This window comes from Corynebacterium sp. LK2590 (assembly GCF_040946105.1).
Lineage (GTDB): Bacteria > Actinomycetota > Actinomycetes > Mycobacteriales > Mycobacteriaceae > Corynebacterium.
Genome location: NZ_JAYWMH010000002.1, coordinates 92,313 through 111,369 on the forward strand (window position 1 = coordinate 92,313; position 19,057 = coordinate 111,369).

Below are 19,057 nucleotides of genomic sequence, written 5' to 3' on the forward strand. Positions count from 1 at the left end.
CCTCCGTGAAATATGGGGCTGCGGCGCCGCTGTGTGACGTGGAATACTGGATACCATGACTGAACACAACGATGCCCCAGTAATTCTTGACGTCCGCAACAGTACCGGAGTGGTGGAGCTCAACCGGCCCAAGGCTTTGAATTCCCTCAACCCGGAGATGGTCGACAAGATCGTCGAGGGACTCAACCAGTGGCGCGACGACGACGCCATCGAGCAGGTGCTCTTTGTCTCCCGCAGCCCGAAGGCCTACTGCGCCGGCGGCGACGTGCGTGCAGCCCGGGAGGGCCTCATTGATGGCAACGTCGCCGAGGTAGACCAGTTCTTCTCGGACGAGTACGCCATGAACGCCCAGCTCGCGCACTACCCGAAGCCGGTCATCGCGCTCCTCGACGGAATCGTCATGGGCGGGGGAGTAGGGATTTCCGTGCACGGCAGCCACCGCATTGTCACGGACAAGACGTTTGCGTCCATGCCGGAGATGAATATCGGCTACGTCACCGACGTCGGCGCGGGCTACGCCGCCCAGCGGACGGTGGGCACGCGCGGGAAGTCCTCGCCGGCGCTGGCGAAGTTCTGGGCGCTGACCGGCTACCGCATGTATGCCGCCGATCTCCTCTACTCCGGCCTGGCCACCCACTACGTCAAGGACGCCGAGGCCGTGGAAAAGGACATCGTCGAGCGCGGGATCGATGCCGCCCTGGGCGAGCACGCCAGCCAGCCGGAGGAGGCGGCCCCGCTGGCAGAAACAATCGACGATATTGAGGCGGTCTTTAGCGCGCCGACGTGGGAGGAAATCTCTCAGCGCCTGGAGCAGCCCGGCAATGAGGAGCTGGCGCGCCAGGTCGCGGAGCTTACCCGGGCCGCCAGCCCGACCTCGCTGGTGGCCGCGGCCGAGCTACTGGCCGCCGAGAAGCGCGCCGAGAGCGTCGACGACGCGCTTGCCATGGAAAACGCGCTGGGGAAATACCTGCGCGGGCTGCCCGACTTCCGCGAGGGCGTGCGCGCGGTGCTAGTCGACAAGACCCAGGACGCGACGTTTACGCCGGCTGCTGTAAGCGACGTCGACGTGGAGGGCATCCGCGCGGCGCTGGGCAACGTGTAGACACGCTGCGCTACGCCTAAGGCTGGCGGTAGAGCGGGCCATCGACGGCCCGCTGGTAGGTCTCGACGAGGGAGCGGGTGGCCGCCTCCCAGGACCACCGCTCGGCCTCGGCGCGCGCGGCCGTGCCCATCGCAGCGCGCCGGTCGGCATCGCAAAGCACGCCCGCGAGTGCCTCGGCCCACGCGCTATCGGAGGCGTCCTCGTCGACGAGCAGGCCGGTCTTCCCGTCATCGATGACGAAGGGGATCCCGCCCGCACGGGTGCCGACCACCGGCACGCCGGAGGCGAAGGACTCCAGGGCGACTAGCCCTAAGGTCTCGGTCCGGGAGGGGAAGCAGAAGACGTCGCCGCAGGCGAAGGCCGCGGCCAGCTCGTCGCCGGACAGGTAACCGGTAAAGACCGCCTCGTCGGGGCTGAACTGGGCCGCTAGCTGCTCGGAGTACGGGCCGGCGCCGACCACCGCCAGCCGCGCGCCGGGCACGCGCTCGCGCAGCCGCGCCATGATGCCGGGCAGGCGATCCAAGTCCTTTTCCTTGGACACGCGCCCCACGTAGGTGACCAGCGGGGCCTCGGGGTGCCCGCCGGTCAGGCGGGAACGCATCTGCTCGCTGTAGCGCTGCGGGTAGTAGTTGTCCGTGTCGACGGCCTTCGGCCACAGCGACACGTTCCGGATGCCCAGCTCTTGGGCGCGCTCGACCATGGGATCCGAGGTGCACAGGTTCTCCACGGCCTGGTTGTGCAGGTAGCGCAGCGCCGTCTCCGTGGCGGGCCGGACCCAGCCGATGCCTAGGGCGTCGACGTACTCGGGCAGGTTCGTGTGGAAACTGCCCACCAGGGGAAGCGCCTCGCGGCGGGCGGCCCACACGCCCAGCGCCGCGGTCCAGATGGGGTTGACCACGTGCACGACGTCGGCGTCGAAGCGCCGCAGCCGGTAAAGCACCCGCGGATCCGGCAGGCCCCATTTCAGCTCGGGGTAGACCGGCCACAGGGACAACGAGGGGATGGACACGACCTCGAAGCCGGCATAGGTCGCCGGCGGGTTACCGGGGGCGAAGACGAGCACCTCGTGCCCGGCGGCGTGCAGTTCGCGCAGGGTGTGCGTCAGGCGGGTGACGACCCCGTCGATTTTGGGCAGGAAGACTTCCGTGAAGATGGCAATGCGCACGGTGGTTGACTGCCTTATTCGTTCTCGGGAACGCCGGCGGACTGCTGGGCGGTCCACAGGGAGCGCGCCGGGATCTTGGAGCGATCCACGCGGTCGCAGTACTTGCGCGCGACGTCCTCGACCTCCTGCAGCAGACCCTCGGACAGGGTGGTGGGCTCAAGGCCCAGGCGCAGGAAGGTGTCGTTGGAGACGTGCAGCTCGTTCTCGGCGGACTCCTTGCGCGGGTTCGGCACGTGGGCGACCTGCGCGCCGGAGAACTTCGCGACTAGCTCCGCCAGGTCGCGCACGCGGTGGGTCTCGGTCATCTGGTTGATGATCTTGACCCGTTCGCCGCGCTGCGGCGGGTTGTTCAGGGCCAGCTCGATACAGCGGACCATGTCGCGGATGTGGATGAAGGCGCGGGTCTGCCCGCCGGTGCCGTGGACGGTCAGCGGGTAGCCGACGCCGGCCTGGACCAGGAAGCGGTTGAGCACGGTGCCGTAGTCGCCGTCGTAGTCGAAGCGGTTAATTAGCCGCTCGTCCCGGCGGGTCTGCTCGGTGTGCGTGCCCCAGATGATGCCCTGGTGAAGATCCGTAATCCGCAGCTCGTCGTTCTTCGCGTAGTAGGCGAACAGGTGCTGGTCCAGCACCTTGGTCATGTGGTAGACCGAGCCCGGGTTGGACGGGTAGAGGATGGACTGCTCGACCGGATCCGAGCCCGGGACCTCGACCTTGACGTCCAGGTAGCCTTCCGGGATCTCCATGCCGGCGGTGCCGTAGCCATAAACCCCCATGGTGCCCAGGTGGGCGATGTGGATGTCCAGGCCGGACTCGACCACTGCCGCCAGCAGGTTGTGCGTCGCGTTGATGTTGTTGTCCACCGTGTAGCGCTTGGTCCGGGAGGTCTTCATCGAATACGGCGCGGCGCGCTGCTCGGCGAAGTGGACCACGGCATCCGGGCGCTCGGTGTTGAGAAACTCCAGCAGCCCCTCGTAGTCGTGGGCCACGTCGATGTGGTGGAAGCCGATGGTCTTGCCGGAGACTTCCTTCCACGCCTCCAACCGCTCCTCGATGCTGCGGATCGGGGTGAGCGATTCGGCTTCGAGCTCGGCGTCGATGGCGCGCCGGGAGAGGTTGTCAACGATGTGCACGTCGTGGCCCTGGTCGGACAGGTAGAGGGATGCGGGCCAACCGCAGAATCCGTCCCCGCCCAGAATGGCTACCTTCACTGTGTGATACTCCAATAAAACTATCGCGAATAGGGAAAACCTGAAAAAGGCCTAGACATAAATTTTACCCTGATCCAACGCGTGCGGCGCTGGATCAGGGTAAACCTTCAGTGAACATTTGCCCAAGTGGCACGTGCCGCTCGGGCCTAGCTTCGGCTAGGTAATGGAACGCAGGGTAGCGAAGGCGCGGCGGACCAGTTCCTCGCCCTGGGCCGGATCGCGCGGGGCGGGCAGGGCGAAAAACTCCTGGGTCGCCGAGGCGCTAGCCGCGACGCAGGCGTGCAGGACAACCTGCACCTCGAAGGCGTCCCGCTCGGGGCTGCGGCGGGCAAAGACCTCGCGGATCTTTTCCGCCACGCGCTCGGCCTCCTCGCGGCTGACGTCGGTACAAGACGCCTTTTCCAGGTAGTCCATCACCATGAACAGAGACGTCATGGAGTGCAGCTCCGGATCGTTCCGGCGAAAGCCCTGGCGGACGATGTCTTCCACGATCTCGGTCGTGCTGGCGGTGTCCGGGTACTCATCGACCTTGTCGACTATGAGGCTGGCCGCGTCGAGGGCGAACTGGCACAGGCACGCGTTCACGCTGGAGTAATAGTTGTGGAAGGTGCGGGCGGAAATGCCCGCCTGCTCCGCCACGTGAGAAACCGTGAGCGCCTCGGCGCCTTCGGCCAGATAGATGCGGCCGGCCGCATCCGCTATCGCCTGCCGGGTCGCGCGCTTTTTCGTTTCTCGGAGATTACTCATTGCCAGTTAGTGCCTTCTTGACCTTGGTCCACCAGGAACCCTTGGCAGAAAGGTTATCGCCTTGCCGCCCCCGGGCGCTAGTTTCCGCGCGCTGGGCATCGCCGGAGGGCAGCGGGGTGGCCGGGCCGGACTCGGCGTAGTCGCCGGCGCGCCGGGCCGTCACGACGTGGGCGGCGTAGCCGCCGTGCTCCGGGTGGAAGTCCGCGTAGGTGGCGCGGCGCGACTCCGCAGCCGTATTCGCGCCGGCGTGGCCGGTCGCGGTGGTGGTAGCGGTGGCCGTGGCGGTAGCCGTGGCCGCTGCGGTTCCGGCTGCCGCCGTGGTGGCCGGCTGGGCGCTCACCTGGGTGGTGTCGCCGCCGTCCATCAGAGCCGCGCGGTTGGCGGTGAGGGCCTCGCCCTCGATGTCCATGTTCGGTAGGGCCTTGTCCAGCCACTTGGGGCTCCACCAGGCCTTGTCGCCCAGCAGGAACATGGTGGCCGGGATGATGGTCATGCGGACCACGAAGGCATCGATAGCCACGCCGATGGCCAGGGCGAAGCCCATGGTCTTAATGAAGGGCTCGTCCATGAGCATGAAGGCGGCGAAGACCGAGATCATGATCAGGGCGGCGGCGGTGACCACGCGGGCGCCGTGCTTGAAGCCGTTGGAGGTCGCATTGCCTGCGGTCTTGCCGTGGACGTAGCCCTCGCGCATGCGGGTGACCAGGAAGACCTGGTAGTCCATGGCCAGGCCGAAGGTCAGGCCGATGAGCATGATCGGCAGGAAGGACAGCAGCGGCTGGGGATCGTCGATGATGCCGAACATGCCCTCCTGGAAGATGGCCACGGTGATGCCGAAGGCGGCGGCCATCGAACCCGCGAAGCCGAGCGCGGCGATGAGCGGGACCCAGATGGAGCGGAAGACCAGCAGCAGGACGATGAACGCCAGGCCCAGGACCACGGCGATATAAGGGATGAGGATCTCCGTGAGTCGCTCCGAGATGTCGTCGAAGATCGGGGTGACACCGGTGATGCCGTATTCGCCGCCGGTGGACTCCGTGAAATCGGACTGGTAGGAGCGCAGCGCGTTCAGGGTGTCCGTGGTGGCCTCATCGGTGGCGCCCGTGGTCGGGGTGATGAGCACCTGAGCTGCGTCCATGGTGTCCGTCGTCTGGACGATCTGGGCGTTTTCGACGCCCTCGGTGCCGTTGAAGTCGGCCAGCAGCTGCTGGAAGGCCGGCATCCGCTCCTGCTCGTTGACGTCGGCGACGTCGACGAAAGCGACCATCGGGGCGTTGCGGCCCTCGCCGAAAGCGTCGGCGGTGATCTCGTAGGCATCGCGCTGCGGGCTGCCCAGCTTGGCGGAGCCGTCCGTCGGCATGGCCAGGGACAGGTTGGCGGCCGGGATGGCCAGGATGCCCAGCAGGACAATACCGGCGACCAGGTTGGTCACCGGGCGCGCGCGGATCTGGCGGACCCACTTGAGCCCCATGGTGGGCTTTTCGTCCTCCGGGTCCGGAACCTTCGGCCCCGGCACGCGGGCGGCGAAGATCTTGGTGCCCAGCAGGCCCAGCAGGGCCGGGATGAAGGTCAGGGCGACCAGCACGGCGATGGCCACGGTGGCCGCTGCGGCGATGGCCATGGTGCCCAGGAAGGGGATGCCGATCATCGTCAGCGCGACCAGCGCGATGACCACGGTGGTGCCGGCGAAGACCACGGAGGAACCGGCGGTGCCCAGCGTCATGCCCATGGAGTGGGCGCGGGTCTGCTTGTCCATCTTCTTGAGCTCTTGGGCCAGTTCCTTCGGGCTCAGGTTGTTCAGCCCGGAGGAGGTGATGAGCTCGTTGCGGTAGCGGTTGACAATGAACAGGGCGTAGTCGATGCCCACGGCCAGGCCGATCATGGAGGCCAGCATCGGGGTCATGTCCGAGATGGTGTCGGTGAAGATGGTGCCCAGCTGCACTCCCAGCAGGCCCACGCCGACGCCGATGACCGCGGAGATCAGCGGCATGCCGGCGGCCACGAAGGAGCCGAAGGTAATCAGCAGCACGATGGCGGCCACGGCCATGCCGATAAGCTCGGCGGTCATGTTCATCTCTTGGCCGGCGGCGGAGAAGGCGTTGCCGCTGTATTTGACCGTCAGGTCACCGGAGTCGTAGTCGTCCAGGACGTCGGTGACCGCCTCGCGGTCGGCCGCGTCGATCTCCATAACCTCGGGCGCGTCGAAGGTGATGGTCATGGTGCCGGTGGTCTTGTCCTCGCTCAGCGGGGACAGGGCCTTGAGGTTGGACTGGATCTGCTCCTGGGGCATGCCCTGGGCGGCCATCTGCTCGCCCATCTGCTTCTGCATGCCGCCGGCGGCCAGCACCGGGTTGACCATCTGGTCCGTGTCGGTCAGGGCCTCGGTGCTCTTAAGTTCATCGATGAGCTCGTCGACCTCGCCCATCACGGCCGGATCGTCCAGGGTCTTGCCCTCGCCAGCCTGGATGACCACGTTGCCGGTGGGCTCGCTCATGGCATCCGAGTCGTTGTCGAAGCGCTCGTTCATCTTGTCTTGGGTAACGGTGGAATCCATGTCCGGCATGGAGAAATTCGGGTTCGGCTCTTTCGCGAAGCCCGCGGTCAGTCCGGCCATGGCGATGAGCAGGACCAGCCAGAAGGCCAGGAAAGGCCAGACCTTCCGGTAGGACCAGCTGCCCAGCCGGTAGAGGAATTTAGACATAAATCGTTCTTTCTGAGGCGAAGAATGTGCAACGGTTGTCCCGCTCCGCGCCGCGCGAGACGTCGAACGGGCGGGGAGGGGAGGAAATGGAAAGAAGGATTCCGTGGCACACCGGCGTAAAGATGTACTGACACGGAAAACATTGCACAGTGTACGAAAACTTGCAGACTGTGTGCAACTTGGCAGGGCTTCGGACGCGCGGGGCTTAAGCGGTAAGATTGCGCCCATGCTGCACGCCGCTAGTTTCGCCTTCCTGGACTCCGTCAATGCCTTGCTCATTGGCGTGGTCACGGCGCTAGGCGTGATGCTCGAGCGCGGCAAGTACCGCCGGATCGTGCCGCTTCTGATCTTCGGCGACTGGTTCGGCGTCTTCGCCCTGTCGGTCGTGACCATGTTCGTGCTGGACCAGCTCAAGGCCTACGTCGAGGGATTCCTCGAGACCCCCATCCTGGGCGTGCTGCTCATCGTGCTGGGCCTGGCCGCGGCGGTGATGACCTGGCGCCACCGCGGGGGAGAGTCCAACGAGATGGTGAGCAAGCTTTTGCGGCCCCTGCAAAACCCCAGCCCGCTGACGTTTTTGACCGGCTTCATCCTGGGCGTGGCCCAGTCGATTACCTCCGGCGCCTTCTTCGCGGGTCTCATCTATTTGGCCGCGGGGGACTATAGCGCGGGCATCCGCTACGGCGGGCTCTTCCTCTACGCCACCTTCGCCCTGTCCCTGCCCATCGCGGTAGCGGCCTTCGTCGGGCTGGTGCGGCGCAAGCCCAACTCGGCGGCCGGGCGGCTTTTCGCCCAGGCCCGGGAGGACAAAGAGACCGTCAGCAAGGTGGGAAGCTACGTGGTGGCCGCCATCCTGGTCATCATCGGCTTTGCGATGCTCTAGGCCCTAATCCACCACGAAGGCCAGACGCTCGGAGATTTCGAACTCGCCCGGGCCGGTCAGCTTCTCCGCTACCGCGCGGCGCTCCTCGTCGGAGACGGGGATAAGCCAGCCCTTCTTCGGATCGTGGACCGGCAGGGTGGTCTTACGCACCGGCAGGAGGTAGACCGCCGTGCGCGCGTCCCCCGGGGAGGCATCGCTGGCGCCGTCCGTCAGCAGCAGCGGGCGGGCATTATCGGCCGCCTCCCGCACCGCCGCGGCGGTGCGCGCATCCACGATCACGATGACGAGGGACTCCGCCGTGGTTACCTGCAGGTGCGCGGCGGCGAGTTCCGGCACGTCAACCCGGGCCCGGGCCAGCGCGGGGCCTTTTTGACCGGTCAGCTTGGACCAGATACTGCGCACATCCATGGCTTCGATTGTATCCGCGGTTAGAATGGCGGCCATTATGATTGATGCCTCGGATACCGCGCTCGTCATCGAAGGCGGCGGGATGCGCAACTCTTATACCGCCGCGTGCATCGTGCAGTTCATCCAGCAGGAGGTCCAGTTCGGCTGGGTCGGCGGGGTCTCTGCGGGTTCCTCGCACACGGTCAACTACCTGTCGGGGGACCCCATCCGCGCGGAGGATTCCTTCACCGATTTTGCCAAGAACCCCAGCTTCGGCGGCGTGGGCTCCCTGCTGCGGGGCAAGGGCTATTTCAACGCGGAGTACATCTACGAAAAATCCGCCGACCAGGACCTGCCCTTCGATTGGGAGGGCTACCAGGCCAACCCGGCGGAGATGAACCTGGCCGCCACGCGCGCCGACACCGGGGAGTCCGTCTACTGGACGCGCGCGGACGTGACCGTCCCGGAGGATCTTTTCGTGCGGGTGCGCGCTTCCTCGACCCTGCCGTTGCTGATGCCGCTGCGGGTGATCGACGGCGCGCCCTACGTCGACGGTGCCCTCGGCGAGCACGGCGGGATCACCATCGAGCAGGCCGAGCTGGCCGGGTATACAAAGTTCTTCTTCGTCGGATCCAAGCCGCGGGACTATATCCGGCCCAAGACGCGCCGGCCCAGCATGGTGCGCGGGCTCTTCCGGCGCTACCCGGCCATCGCGGACGCACTCATCGCCCGCCCGGACCGGTTCAACGCCTCCCGCGCGCGGCTGGCGGAGCTGGAGCGGGCCGGCCAGGCCTATCTCTTCTGTCCGGAGGAGATGCTGGTGTCCTCGACGGAGCGCTCGGTGGCCAAGCTGCGGGCCAACTTCGCCGCCGGCGCCCGCCAGGTCGAGCGCGAATGGCCCGCCTGGCAGGAGTTCCTGCGCGGCTAGGTCGCGTCCCCGCTTAAGCCTCGCCGTTGCCGGCTGCCGAGGCGTGCGGGGCGGCGGAGACGTAGGTTGCGACCAGGTAGCGGTTGATGTCCGAGCGGTTGATGACGCCGACGACGCGGCCGGCGGCATCGACTACGGGCGCCTTCTTCAGGTGGCGCTCGGCCAGCACCGCGGAAATCGTACCGAGGTCGTCGTCGGTATCAACCGTGACCACGTCGGTGGTGGCGATGTCGGCCACCGGCTTGTCGAGCACCGCGGCGACCTCGACGCTGAACTCGTCCTCGCCGTGGTGGATGAGGAAGGCATAAGGCGTGGTAAAACGCGGGACCTGGGTGCCCAGCGCACCCAGTACGTCGCCGTCGGAGACGATGCCGCGTAGGGTGCCGTCGGCGGCCAGCAGGGGCACGGCCGAGATCTTCTTGTCCACGAAGACCTGCAGCGCCTGGCGGATCGTGGCGGCAGGCGGCAGGTGGTAGACGTCGGTCTTCATGAGCTGGCTGACCAGGGAATCCGTGACCGCCGGGGCCGCGTGGTCCGCCTCCGGGGCGGTGTCGGTGGCGTCGTGCGCAGTGCGGGACCGGGTGCCGGCAACCGCCAGGACTGCCGCCCCGGCGGCGAGGACGAACAGCAGCGCGCCGACGGACAGGAAGCCGCGGTTGGCGGTGTCATCAGACCCCTGCCCGGAGGAGACGAAGGCGCCGTAAATGCCGGTGGAGACCGCCGAACCGATACAGCCGGCGACCTGGAACGAGGTGGAGAAGATGGTCACGCCGTGCGCGTTCAGGTGGCGCGGCAGCGAAGATAGAGCGAAGGACTGCACCGGGCCGATGGCCAGGGCGGAGCCCACGATGGCCGGGATGTACCACAGCGTGATGGCCCAGAGGACCTCCCCGCTCATGGCCCAGGAGGTCGCCAGGGAGAACACGGCCATCAGCGCCATACCCAGCGGCAGGATGAGCTGCGGGCCGCGCGCGTCGTAAATCTTGCCGGCGACCGGGCCGAGGATGACGGCCATGAGGATGGCGGGGAAGAGCACCAGCGAGGCGGTCAGCCCCGTGGTGCCGTGCACCGACTGCAGGTGGATCGGCACGAGGATATTCATCGAGAAGACGATGATGAGCGCGACGATGTTGATGGTCACGCCGGCGCGGAAGGCGAAGACCCCCAACGGGCGGAGATCGATGAGCGGATCGGCGCTGGTGCGCTGGCGGCGCACGAAGGCGGCCAGGGCTAGCGCGCCGATGACGATGGCGGCGATGGCGACGAGGCGCTGCGGGCCGAAGATGGTGGAAATGCCGTAGAGCAGCCCGATGAGCGCGACGGCAACCAAGGCCACGGAGAGCGCGTCCAGGGTGGTCTTGGCGTGTTCGGAGATGTTGTAGACCACGATCCAGCCGACGAAGAAGCTGATTAGGGCCAGCCCGCCGAAGAACCACAGCAGCAGGCGCCAGGAGGCCAGCTCCAGCAGGCCGCCGGAGACCACGATGGCCACGGACGGGCCCAGCGTGGTCATCGCGCCCATCAGCCCCATGAACGTGCCCAGCTTCTCGCGCGGGGCGACGGTCAGGGCGATATTCATGCCGATGGGCACGAGCAGGCCCGTGCCTAGCGACTGGATGATGCGGCCGAGCAGCAGCACGGTGAAGTTCGGGGCCAGGGCAGCGACGACGGAGCCGATAATCAGGGTGGCGGTCGTGGCCAGGTACAGCGGCTTGGTATTAAAGCGGCGGAAGAAGAAACCCGCGGTCGGGGTCATCACGGCCGCGCCCAGCATATAGGCGGTGGCCAGCCACTGGACGGTGGTCACCTCCACGCCGAAGTCGGCCATGATGGGAGTAAAGGCCACGTTCAGGAAAGTCTCATTGAACGTGGCGAGGAACGCCGAAAACGCGGCGGCGATGATGATGGAAAGCCCGGCCGGCTTAGCCGATTGGGCAGGCGCAGCAGAATGTGAAGCAGCCAAGGAAACACCTCTGTAGGTTGTAGCGGGTGAAGAGAAAACGGACTATCACCAGGAAGACCTGCGTGACAAAGGCATCGTGGCGTTAGCAGATTTACTCGCACCGCCGCGCCCTCAGCGTGGGTATAAAAATGGGCGCTAAAGGTGGGTACCAAAAGTGGGTACTAGGCGCGATACATGTCTCGTGTTCCAGCCGGCCCGACAGTGTAGCGGCACCTGCTGGGGCGGCTCTAGTTGGTGGGCGCTGTCGACGTCGAAAGTTTGCCCCTGAAAGGGGTGCTGCCCAGCGACGGGCCTAGTCAGGGCAGGGCCTCGGCTGGCGAAGCGCACCCGACCGCTTAGAATTAAGTAACGTGTTAGAAATTTTAAAGGTAATGAGCTACTGACCATCTTCTTGATGATCGTGCTCGGCACCTTGTTCGGGATGATCCCCTTCGGGCCGCTGCGCTTCGGCGCGGCCGGCACGTTGTTCGTGGGGCTCGCCTTCGGTTCCTTCGTGGACCTGGACGAGACCATCCTGAGCAAGTTACAGGAAATGGGCTTGGGTCTGTTCATCTACATGCAGGGCCTGTCCGCCGGGGAACGTTTCTTCAAGGAATTATCTGAGCAGATTAAGCAGATGATGGCGGCCGCGGCCGCAGTGATCTTGGCAGCCGGGGCCGCGCTGGGCTTCGGTGGCATTCTGGGGATTTCCCCGTTGGGCGCGGTAGGCGTCTTCTCCGGCGCGACGACGTCGACGGCCTCGCTGGCCGTCGCCCAGCAGCAGACCGGCGAGGACCTGCCGGCCGTGGCCTACTCCCTGGGCTACCCGGTGGGCGTGGCCGTGGCCATCCTCATGGTTTCCTTCATCCTGAAGCAGACCTGGCCCGCGAAGAAGGACCAGGACAACTCCGCTGATCAGGTCTTCCGCGCCATCACAGTGCGCGTGACGAAGAACGACGTCAACATGGCGGACCTGGAAGAAGAATTCGGCGAGCACTTCATCATCGCGACCATCCGCCGCGGCAATAAGGTCATGGTGGCCGGCGACTCGCCGGAGATCCACGCCGGCGACATCATGCGCGTGATGGTGACCAAGTCCTACTCGCGCGAGCTGGTCAAGGCCCTGGGCAAGCGCCAGCCGCAGACCCCGTTCGTGGACAAGCGCCTGGTCATCGAGGACGTGGCGATTTCCAACGAGGACGTCGCCGGCCGCACCGTCGGCGAGCTCAACCTCTTCGAGCGCTACGGCGGCCGCATCCTGCGCGTGCGCCGCGGCGACGAGCTGTTCTTGGCCAACGATGACACGCACCTGGCTTCCGGCGACGTCGTGGAGCTCATCGTGAAGTTCGACCGCCTGGGCGATATCCGCGACTACTTCGGTAACTCGGTCAAGTCCTACGCGGAGCTGAACTGGGTGGCCGTGGCCGGCGGCCTGTTCATCGGCTACCTGATTTCGCTCATCGTGATCCCGCTGCCGGGCGGAGCCTCCTTCGAGCTGGGCTTCGCCCTGGGCCCGCTGATCACCGGCCTGGTGCTCGGCGCGGTCCACCGCACCCGCCGGGTGCCGTGGCAGGTTCCTTCCTCCATCAACACCTCGTTCCAGCAGTGGGGCCTGATGATCTTCCTGGCCTCGGTGGGCCTGGCCTCCGGCGAGGCCTTCGTCTCCACCGCGTTTTCCATCGTGGGCCTGAAGGCCATGGTGCTGGCGGCGCTGGTTACCATCGTCGTCATCGTCCTCTTCGCGCTGTTCAGTCGCATGCTGGGCCAGTCCGAGACCCGCACCGTCGGTGGCGTGTCCGGTATCTTCGGCCAGCCCGCGGTGGTCAACTACGCCACCGGGGTCAGCACCGACTCCCGCATCATGACCGGCTACGCCTCGACCATCGTCGTGGCCCAGGTGGTCAAGATCGTAGTCATCCCGTTCATGCTGATGTTCTAGCTGGCTGCGGGCCTAAGCCTGAGGCTCTAGTCAGCGGCTGCAGAGAATAAAGCAAATAAAGGGTGCCTGACCGGTAAGTTTCCGGTCAGGCACCCTTCGTCTATGGCCCCGGTTGTCGGGGCGGCTGGTGGCCTAGTCGGCGACCAGGGTTTCCATGGTCAGCTCGGGGTGTTCCTTCTCGATGAAGGCCAGCTTCCACTTGTCGCCGAAGAGGGCGATCAGCTCGCCGTCGGTGCGGGTGAAGATCTCCACGCCGCGCTGGCGGCCCAGCTCGGGGGCCGACTCGGCGTCGGTGCGGCGCGCCACGGAGTAGGGGATGGGCTCGGTGACGGTCTCGACGTTGTACTCCAACTCCATGCGGGCCTGCATGACCTCGAACTGCATGGGGCCGACCGCGGCCATGACCGGGGAGGCATCGCCGCGGGCGTCGTTGCGCAGGATCTGGACCACGCCTTCGGCGGCGAGCTGATCTAGGCCCTTGCGGAAGGCCTTGTACTTGCCCAGCGACTTCGCGCGCAGGATCCGGAAGGCCTCCGGGGCGAACTGAGGCATCGGGCGGAACTGCACCTTGCGGCCGGTGTAGATGGTGTCACCGGGGGCGAGCGAGCCGGCGTTGACCAGACCGACGATATCGCCCGGGTAGGCGGCATCCACCGTGTCGCGGGTGCGGCCGAAGACCGTCAGCGCGTACTTGGTGGAGAACGAGCGCCCGGACTGGGCGTGGTGGACCTGCATGCCGCGCTCGAAGCAGCCGGAGACCACGCGCATGAATGCCAAGTTATCGCGGTGCTTCTGATCCATGCCGGCCTGGACCTTGAAGATGACGCCGGAAAAGTCATCGGTGACCTCGCGCACGGCGTCCATCGCGCTGGACGCGCCCGAGTCGGCGGCCTCCAGGGCCTTCGGATCGGATTCGCGCTCGCGCGGCGCAGGCGCGATGGCGCACAGGGTGTCCAGGATTTGGTGCACGCCGAAGTTCAGCATCGCCGAGGCGAAGATCAGCGGACTGGTCACGCACTGCTCGAACATTTCCTGGTCGTGCACCGCGCCGTCGGCGGCCAGCAGCTCGGCCTCTTCCGCGGCGGTCTCCCAGACGTCGGCCTCCTTCGCGGCGGCGTCGGCGGGGGAGTAGTGCTCCTCCGGGGCGATGGTGGAACCGCCGGCGGTGCGGATGAAGTGGATGTACTCGTCAGCTTCGCCGTCGTCGTTGACGTGGGCGAGGCCGCGGAAATCGCCCGCGATGCCCACCGGCCAGTACAGCGGCGTCGGCTGCAGCTGGATCTCGTTGACGATCTCATCGACCAGCTCCAGCGGCTCCCGGCCCACGCGGTCCCACTTGTTGATCACGGTGATGATCGGCAGACCGCGGGCCTTACACACGCGGAACAGCTTGAGGGTCTGCGGCTCGAGGCCCTTGGCAGCGTCGATCAGCATGACGGCCGCGTCCACCGCGGTCAGCACGCGGTAGGTGTCCTCCGAGAAGTCCGCGTGGCCCGGGGTGTCGACCAGGTTGATCATGTACGGCTCGCCCTCGTGGCCCTCGGGCGCGTACTCGAACTGCAGGGCCGACGAGGCCACGGAGATGCCGCGGTCTTTTTCCATGTCCATCCAGTCGGAGACGGTGGACTTGCGGCCGGCCTTGCCGTGCACCGCACCTGCCTCGTTGATGATGTGGGCGTGCAGCGCCAAAGCCTCGGTCAGCGTGGACTTACCGGCGTCCGGGTGGGCGATAACGGCGAAGGTGCGGCGGCGGTTGGCTTCAGCGGCAATACTCATGGCGCATAGTTTACTTCCCAGTAGTAGGGACGTTTAATCGCACGGGGCCTAGTCGAGGTGCAGCCTATTTCCCAGGGCATCAAACAAAGCGCTGATTTCGGCGTCGGAGACCTTCTTCTGGCGGCCCGGCCGCTGGTGGTTGTTGTAGTACTCGCCCGGCGTGAAGTGGATACCCGGCGTGCCGGTCAGGTAAAACGCTAGGTTGTGGGCACCGTCCTCGGCCGAGCCGAAGTGCCGGCCCAGCCGCCCGGTGTAGGCCTTGGACAGGCGGGCGTTGGAGGTGCGCGAGAAATTCGTGGCCAGCACGCCGGGGTGGAAGGCCACGGAATTCAGCCCTTGCTCGTGCAGGTAGCGGGTCAGCAGGATGCTGCCCAGCTTCGCGTTGCCGTAGGCGCGCTCCGAACTGAAGCCGCGGAAGGTGTTCGGGTCCTCGGGGTCGAACTTGGCGAGCAGGACGTTGGCGATCGAGGCGGTCTGCACCACCGGCGCGCTACCGAGCTGCTCGCGCAGCAAGGTAGTTAGCAGGAACGGGGCCACCACGTTGACCTGCCAGGTGCGCTCGAAGCCGTCCGCCGTGGTCAGCGGTCCGTCGAAGATGCCGCCGGCGTTGTTGGCCAGCCCGGCCAGCGGGCCGAACTCGGCCAGCTTGTCCGCTAGCTCGCGGACCTCGCGGAGGGACTCGAAATCCGCGACCAAGTGCGGGGCGTCGAGGTCCGCGGCGACGCGCGCGGTTTTCTCCGGGTTGCGGCCGACCACGACGATGCGATCGTCGGGGCGGGTGCGGTGGATGAGGCGGGCAGCGGCGGCTCCGACGCCATCGGAGGCGCCGGTGATGACGAAGGTTTTCATATCTTTAGACTAGCGCGGCCGCCGCCCGGGATCCGGCGCTTTCGCGCTTAGCGGGAGTGGATAGTATTCTGCGCGGCCGCCAGGCCCTTGTCCACGATGAGCCGGGCGCCCTCAGCAGCGGTGCTAATCGCCGTATCCAGCCCGCGGCTGGCATCCACCGGGCCCAGGACATAGTCGGGGATGGACGAGCCCTTCGGCGGGCGGCCGATGCCGATGCGCACCCGCAGGTAGTCCCGCGTGCCCAGGTGCTCGGTCAGGGATTTCAGGCCGTTGTGCCCGTTCTCATTGCCGCCCTGCTTGAGCCGTACCTTGTGGGCGGGTAGGTCGAGCTCGTCGTGAATGACAATAATGCGCTCCGGCGGCACGCCTAGGCGCCGTGCCAGCTCGCCGACCGGCTCGCCGCTTAAGTTCATAAAGTTTTGCGGGCGCACGGCCAGTACCGGCGTGCCGTCGATGTCCAAGGAGGCGGCGTCGGCCGCCAGCCCGCGCACCGGCTGGACCAGCCCGCCGGTAGCCGCCAGCAGGTCATCTATAGCCATGAAACCGACGTTGTGCCGCGTCGCCGCGTATTTGGGGCCCGGGTTGCCCAGGCCGACGATGAGCCACTCGGCGCGCAGGTCCTCCGGCGCGGGCGCGGTGTGCGCAGAGCCCGACGACGCGGACCGGGCAGAACCGTGTGCGGAAGACTTCCGGAAGGGGCTTAAGAGTTTATCTAAAAAAGACACGCTTTTAGTCTGGCATATATCCTTCTAAGGCATGACAGCTAGCACGGTCCTAGACGAACTCACCTGCCCCGTCCTGCCGGCGCCTATGGCCGGCGGGCCTACCACCCCGGCGCTGGTAGCGGCGGCCGCGAAGGCCGGCTCGCTGGGCACGCTAGCGTGGGGCACGGCCAGCCGTGAGCAGGCAGAAGCGCAGCTCGAGCAGCTGCTGGACACCGGCACCACCCGCTGGGCGGTTAACCTCTTCCATCCCCAACAGCCGCTGCGCGAGCAGGAGCGCCAGGCCGCCTTGGCAGTGGCGGCGGCCGAAGGGGTGGAGCTGGCCGCCGCGGACTACAGCTTCGGTTGGGACGCCAAGCTCGACCTCGCCTTGGGCGTGTCCACCCCGCCGCGGGTGGTCTGGGCGATGTTCGGCCCCTTCAGCGGCGCGGAGATCGCGCGCATCCACGGCCGCGGGACGGAGGCCTGGGTGACCGTGACCAACCCGGCCGAGGCACACGCCGCCGCGGAGGCGGGGGCCGACGTGTTGTGCGTGCAGGGACCCGACGCCGGCGGGCACCGCGGTATCTGGGACGAATACGCCGAGCCGGACCAGCGCGCGCTGCCGGATCTGGTGCGCGCCTGCCAGGTGGGCTTGCCGCTGCTGGCCGCGGGCGGCCTGCGCACCGCGGAGGACGTCGCCCGGGTGCTTGGCCTGCCGGGGGTGGCGGCCGCGGTCTGTGGCTCCGCCTTCCTCCTAGCCGATGAGGCGGGGACGAGCCCGGCCAACCGGGAAATGCTTTCCAAGGGCGGGCCGACCGTCTCCACCCGGGCTTTCAGCGGTCGGGTGGCCCGGGGCCTGGCGACGGAGTACACCGCCCAGCACCCGGATGCCCCTGCCATCTACCCCCATCTCAACCAGATTCTGCGATCGCGGCGCGCGGCGGGGGATAAGGCGGTGGCATACTGCCTCGTCGGCGAACCGGCCACTGGGCTGGGCGGGGGTAGGGTGGAAGACATCCTCCGCCGTCTTAACCAAAAGGCGAACTAGAACGCGATAAACTTTTTGGTTGAGAATTGGTTGTACACCCATCGGACCGTGAAAAGGATTGATTTCGTGACCGCGAACTCGCACGTGTGGCAAGAAAACTGGAATGAGCGCCTCGAAAAGGCGCAGGAGATGCTGCCGCTAATCCACCAGCTTCACCGCAAAAACAATGTCGTCACCACGATCTTCGGCCGCCCGCTGGTGGGCGTCACCGACATCGACATCATTAAGAGCCACCGCTACGCCCGCCGCATCGCGGAGCGCGAGCTGTCCACCTTCGAGACCCTGCCGATCATCCAGGCACTGACCGAGATGAACCTGGGTTCTGCCTCCGTCGACGTGGGGCGCCTGGTCATCGGCTACGAAGAGGAAAAGGACAACTACAACAGCCTGCGCGACTACCTCGAGCAGGAGCTGGTTGAGGTCGTCGGCGCCGGCGTCAACAAGGAATGCACCGACGTCGTGCTCTACGGCTTCGGCCGCATCGGCCGCCTGCTGGCCCGTATCCTGATCGCCCGCGAGGCCGCTTACGGCGGCGTGCGCCTGCGCGCCATCGTCGTGCGCAAGAAGGGCGACGGCGACATCCTCAAGCGCGCCTCCCTGCTGCGCCGCGACTCCGTCCACGGCGCCTTCAACGGCTCCATCTCCGTGGATGAGGAAAACGAGGTCATCTGGGCCAACGGCACCAAGATCAAGGTCATCTACGCCTCCGACCCGGCCACCATCGACTACACCCAGTACGGCATCAAGGACGCCATCCTGGTCGACAACACCGGCGCGTGGCGCAACCGCGAGGGCCTGTCCCAGCACTTGGAGGCCCCGGGCATCGCCCGCGTGCTGCTGACCGCCCCGGGCAAGGGCGACATCAAGAACATCGTCTACGGCATCAACGACGGCGACATCGCTGAGGACGACAACATCCTGTCCGCGGCTTCCTGTACCACCAACGGCATCACCCCGGTCCTGCAGGTCATCAACGAGCGCTACGGCGTGGTCCACGGCCACGTCGAGACCGCCCACTCGTTCACCAACGACCAGAACCTCATCGACAACTACCACAAGGGCGACCGCCGTGGCCGCGCCGCCGGCCTGAACATGGTCCTGACCGAGACCGGCGCCGCTAAGGCCGTGGCCAAGGCCGTCCCGGACTTCGAGGGCAAGCTGACCGGCAACGCCATCCGCGTTCCCACCCCGGACGTGTCCATGGCCGTGTTGAACCTGGAGCTGGAGCGCGAGGTGGAGCGCGACGAGGTCAACAACTTCCTGCGCGACGTCTCGCTGCGCTCCCACCTGCGCCAGCAGATCAGCTACATCGCCTCCCCGGAGGTTGTCTCCTCCGACTTCGTCGGCTCCACCCACGCCGGCATCGTCGACGGCCTGGCCACCATCGCCAGCGGCAAGCACCTGGTGCTCTACGTCTGGTACGACAACGAGTTCGGCTACTCTAACCAGGTCATCCGCATCGTCGAGCGCCTGGCCAACGCCCGCCCGAAGGTCCTGCCTAGCCGCATCCACGCCTCGCAGCTCTAAGGTTCTCAGGCCCCAGCGCGCAGCGCGGTGTTAACCACCTAAGCGCTGGGGCCGGCTTTGGGCAGCCGGACAAAAATTCCCCCGCCAGCTGGATTGTTCCACCTGGCGGGGGATTTTTGGGATTTCGGCTAAGCGACTGGCGCCGCTTAGC

General features: G+C 66.5%; 15 protein-coding genes. 6 read left to right on the plus strand and 9 right to left on the minus strand.

From position 1 onward, the window contains the following. Positions 1-55: 55 nt before the first annotated feature. Complete coding sequence (locus VVR85_RS03125) at positions 56-1,102, plus strand: 3-hydroxyisobutyryl-CoA hydrolase (RefSeq protein WP_368519508.1); 1,047 nt, start codon at positions 56-58, stop codon at positions 1,100-1,102. Positions 1,103-1,118: 16 nt separating this feature from the next. On the opposite strand, the gene VVR85_RS03130 is transcribed toward VVR85_RS03125, so the two are convergent. The 4 genes from VVR85_RS03130 to VVR85_RS03145 form a co-directional block, all read right to left on the minus strand. Then, positions 1,119-2,267, minus strand: a complete 1,149-nt coding sequence (locus VVR85_RS03130; protein WP_368519509.1) for a glycosyltransferase family 4 protein — start codon at positions 2,265-2,267, stop codon at positions 1,119-1,121. Between the two features lie 14 nt (positions 2,268-2,281). Next, the gene (locus VVR85_RS03135; protein WP_368519510.1) at positions 2,282-3,475 is read right to left on the minus strand and encodes an NAD-dependent epimerase/dehydratase family protein; all 1,194 of its coding nucleotides are present in this window, start codon (positions 3,473-3,475) and stop codon (positions 2,282-2,284) included. Positions 3,476-3,631: 156 nt separating this feature from the next. Then, entirely contained in the window at positions 3,632-4,222 is a 591-nt protein-coding gene (locus VVR85_RS03140) for a TetR/AcrR family transcriptional regulator (protein ID WP_368519511.1), read from the minus strand. Beyond that, complete coding sequence (locus VVR85_RS03145; protein ID WP_368519512.1) at positions 4,215-6,923, minus strand: MMPL family transporter; 2,709 nt, start codon at positions 6,921-6,923, stop codon at positions 4,215-4,217. The genes VVR85_RS03140 and VVR85_RS03145 overlap by 8 nt, the downstream gene beginning before the upstream one ends. A gap of 226 nt (positions 6,924-7,149) precedes the next feature. On the opposite strand from VVR85_RS03145, the gene VVR85_RS03150 reads away from it, so the two are divergent. Next, positions 7,150-7,806 (plus strand): hypothetical protein, encoded by a 657-nt coding sequence (locus VVR85_RS03150; protein ID WP_368519513.1) that lies wholly within the window; start codon positions 7,150-7,152, stop codon positions 7,804-7,806. Between the two features lie 3 nt (positions 7,807-7,809). Here the strand turns inward: VVR85_RS03150 and VVR85_RS03155 are convergent, their stop codons facing one another. Beyond that, positions 7,810-8,214: a hypothetical protein gene (locus VVR85_RS03155; RefSeq protein WP_368519514.1), complete on the minus strand. Its 405-nt coding sequence runs from the start codon at positions 8,212-8,214 to the stop codon at positions 7,810-7,812. 37 nt (positions 8,215-8,251) lie between these two features. Here VVR85_RS03155 and VVR85_RS03160 point away from each other — a divergent pair, with 37 nt between their 5' ends. Beyond that, positions 8,252-9,121 (plus strand): patatin family protein, encoded by an 870-nt coding sequence (locus tag VVR85_RS03160; RefSeq protein ID WP_368519515.1) that lies wholly within the window; start codon positions 8,252-8,254, stop codon positions 9,119-9,121. 13 nt (positions 9,122-9,134) lie between these two features. On the opposite strand, the gene VVR85_RS03165 is transcribed toward VVR85_RS03160, so the two are convergent. Beyond that, positions 9,135-11,084, minus strand: coding sequence for an MFS transporter (locus VVR85_RS03165; RefSeq protein ID WP_368519516.1), 1,950 nt, complete (start codon positions 11,082-11,084; stop codon positions 9,135-9,137). A gap of 394 nt (positions 11,085-11,478) precedes the next feature. On the opposite strand from VVR85_RS03165, the gene VVR85_RS03170 reads away from it, so the two are divergent. Then, on the plus strand, positions 11,479-13,002 hold the full coding sequence (locus VVR85_RS03170; RefSeq protein WP_368519517.1) for a TrkA C-terminal domain-containing protein: 1,524 nt from the start codon (positions 11,479-11,481) through the stop codon (positions 13,000-13,002). A 132-nt stretch (positions 13,003-13,134) separates the two neighbouring features. Here the strand turns inward: VVR85_RS03170 and VVR85_RS03175 are convergent, their stop codons facing one another. Genes VVR85_RS03175 through pth form a run of 3 tightly spaced genes read right to left on the minus strand, consistent with a single transcriptional unit; the run spans position 13,135 to position 16,244 of the window. Then, positions 13,135-14,778, minus strand: a complete 1,644-nt coding sequence (locus VVR85_RS03175; protein WP_368519518.1) for a peptide chain release factor 3 — start codon at positions 14,776-14,778, stop codon at positions 13,135-13,137. Between the two features lie 48 nt (positions 14,779-14,826). After that, positions 14,827-15,627: an SDR family NAD(P)-dependent oxidoreductase gene (locus tag VVR85_RS03180; protein ID WP_368519519.1), complete on the minus strand. Its 801-nt coding sequence runs from the start codon at positions 15,625-15,627 to the stop codon at positions 14,827-14,829. Between the two features lie 47 nt (positions 15,628-15,674). Next, positions 15,675-16,244 carry an aminoacyl-tRNA hydrolase gene (pth, locus tag VVR85_RS03185; protein ID WP_368519785.1) on the minus strand — a complete coding sequence of 190 codons (570 nt, stop codon included), beginning with the start codon at positions 16,242-16,244 and terminating at the stop codon, positions 15,675-15,677. 139 nt (positions 16,245-16,383) lie between these two features. Between pth and VVR85_RS03190 the strand changes: the two genes are divergently transcribed. Together VVR85_RS03190 and VVR85_RS03195 are read left to right on the plus strand one after the other, a co-directional pair. Continuing rightward, complete coding sequence (locus VVR85_RS03190; protein ID WP_368519520.1) at positions 16,384-17,379, plus strand: nitronate monooxygenase; 996 nt, start codon at positions 16,384-16,386, stop codon at positions 17,377-17,379. Between the two features lie 66 nt (positions 17,380-17,445). Further along, positions 17,446-18,906 carry a glyceraldehyde-3-phosphate dehydrogenase gene (locus tag VVR85_RS03195; RefSeq protein ID WP_368519521.1) on the plus strand — a complete coding sequence of 487 codons (1,461 nt, stop codon included), beginning with the start codon at positions 17,446-17,448 and terminating at the stop codon, positions 18,904-18,906. Positions 18,907-19,057: the final 151 nt, after the last annotated feature.

Excerpts from the sequence above, each read along its gene's own strand:
- VVR85_RS03125 (WP_368519508.1), top strand. The coding sequence starts at position 56 with ATGACTGAACACAACGATGCCCCAGTAATTCTTGACGTCCGCAACAGT.
- VVR85_RS03160 (WP_368519515.1), top strand. The coding sequence starts at position 8,252 with ATGATTGATGCCTCGGATACCGCGCTCGTCATCGAAGGCGGCGGGATG.
- VVR85_RS03175 (WP_368519518.1), bottom strand. The coding sequence starts at position 14,778 with ATGAGTATTGCCGCTGAAGCCAACCGCCGCCGCACCTTCGCCGTTATC.
- VVR85_RS03170 (WP_368519517.1), top strand. The coding sequence starts at position 11,479 with ATGATCGTGCTCGGCACCTTGTTCGGGATGATCCCCTTCGGGCCGCTG.
- VVR85_RS03140 (WP_368519511.1), bottom strand. The coding sequence starts at position 4,222 with ATGAGTAATCTCCGAGAAACGAAAAAGCGCGCGACCCGGCAGGCGATA.
- VVR85_RS03180 (WP_368519519.1), bottom strand. The coding sequence starts at position 15,627 with ATGAAAACCTTCGTCATCACCGGCGCCTCCGATGGCGTCGGAGCCGCC.
- VVR85_RS03190 (WP_368519520.1), top strand. The coding sequence starts at position 16,384 with ATGACAGCTAGCACGGTCCTAGACGAACTCACCTGCCCCGTCCTGCCG.
- VVR85_RS03150 (WP_368519513.1), top strand. The coding sequence starts at position 7,150 with ATGCTGCACGCCGCTAGTTTCGCCTTCCTGGACTCCGTCAATGCCTTG.
- VVR85_RS03145 (WP_368519512.1), bottom strand. The coding sequence starts at position 6,923 with ATGTCTAAATTCCTCTACCGGCTGGGCAGCTGGTCCTACCGGAAGGTC.
- VVR85_RS03155 (WP_368519514.1), bottom strand. The coding sequence starts at position 8,214 with ATGGATGTGCGCAGTATCTGGTCCAAGCTGACCGGTCAAAAAGGCCCC.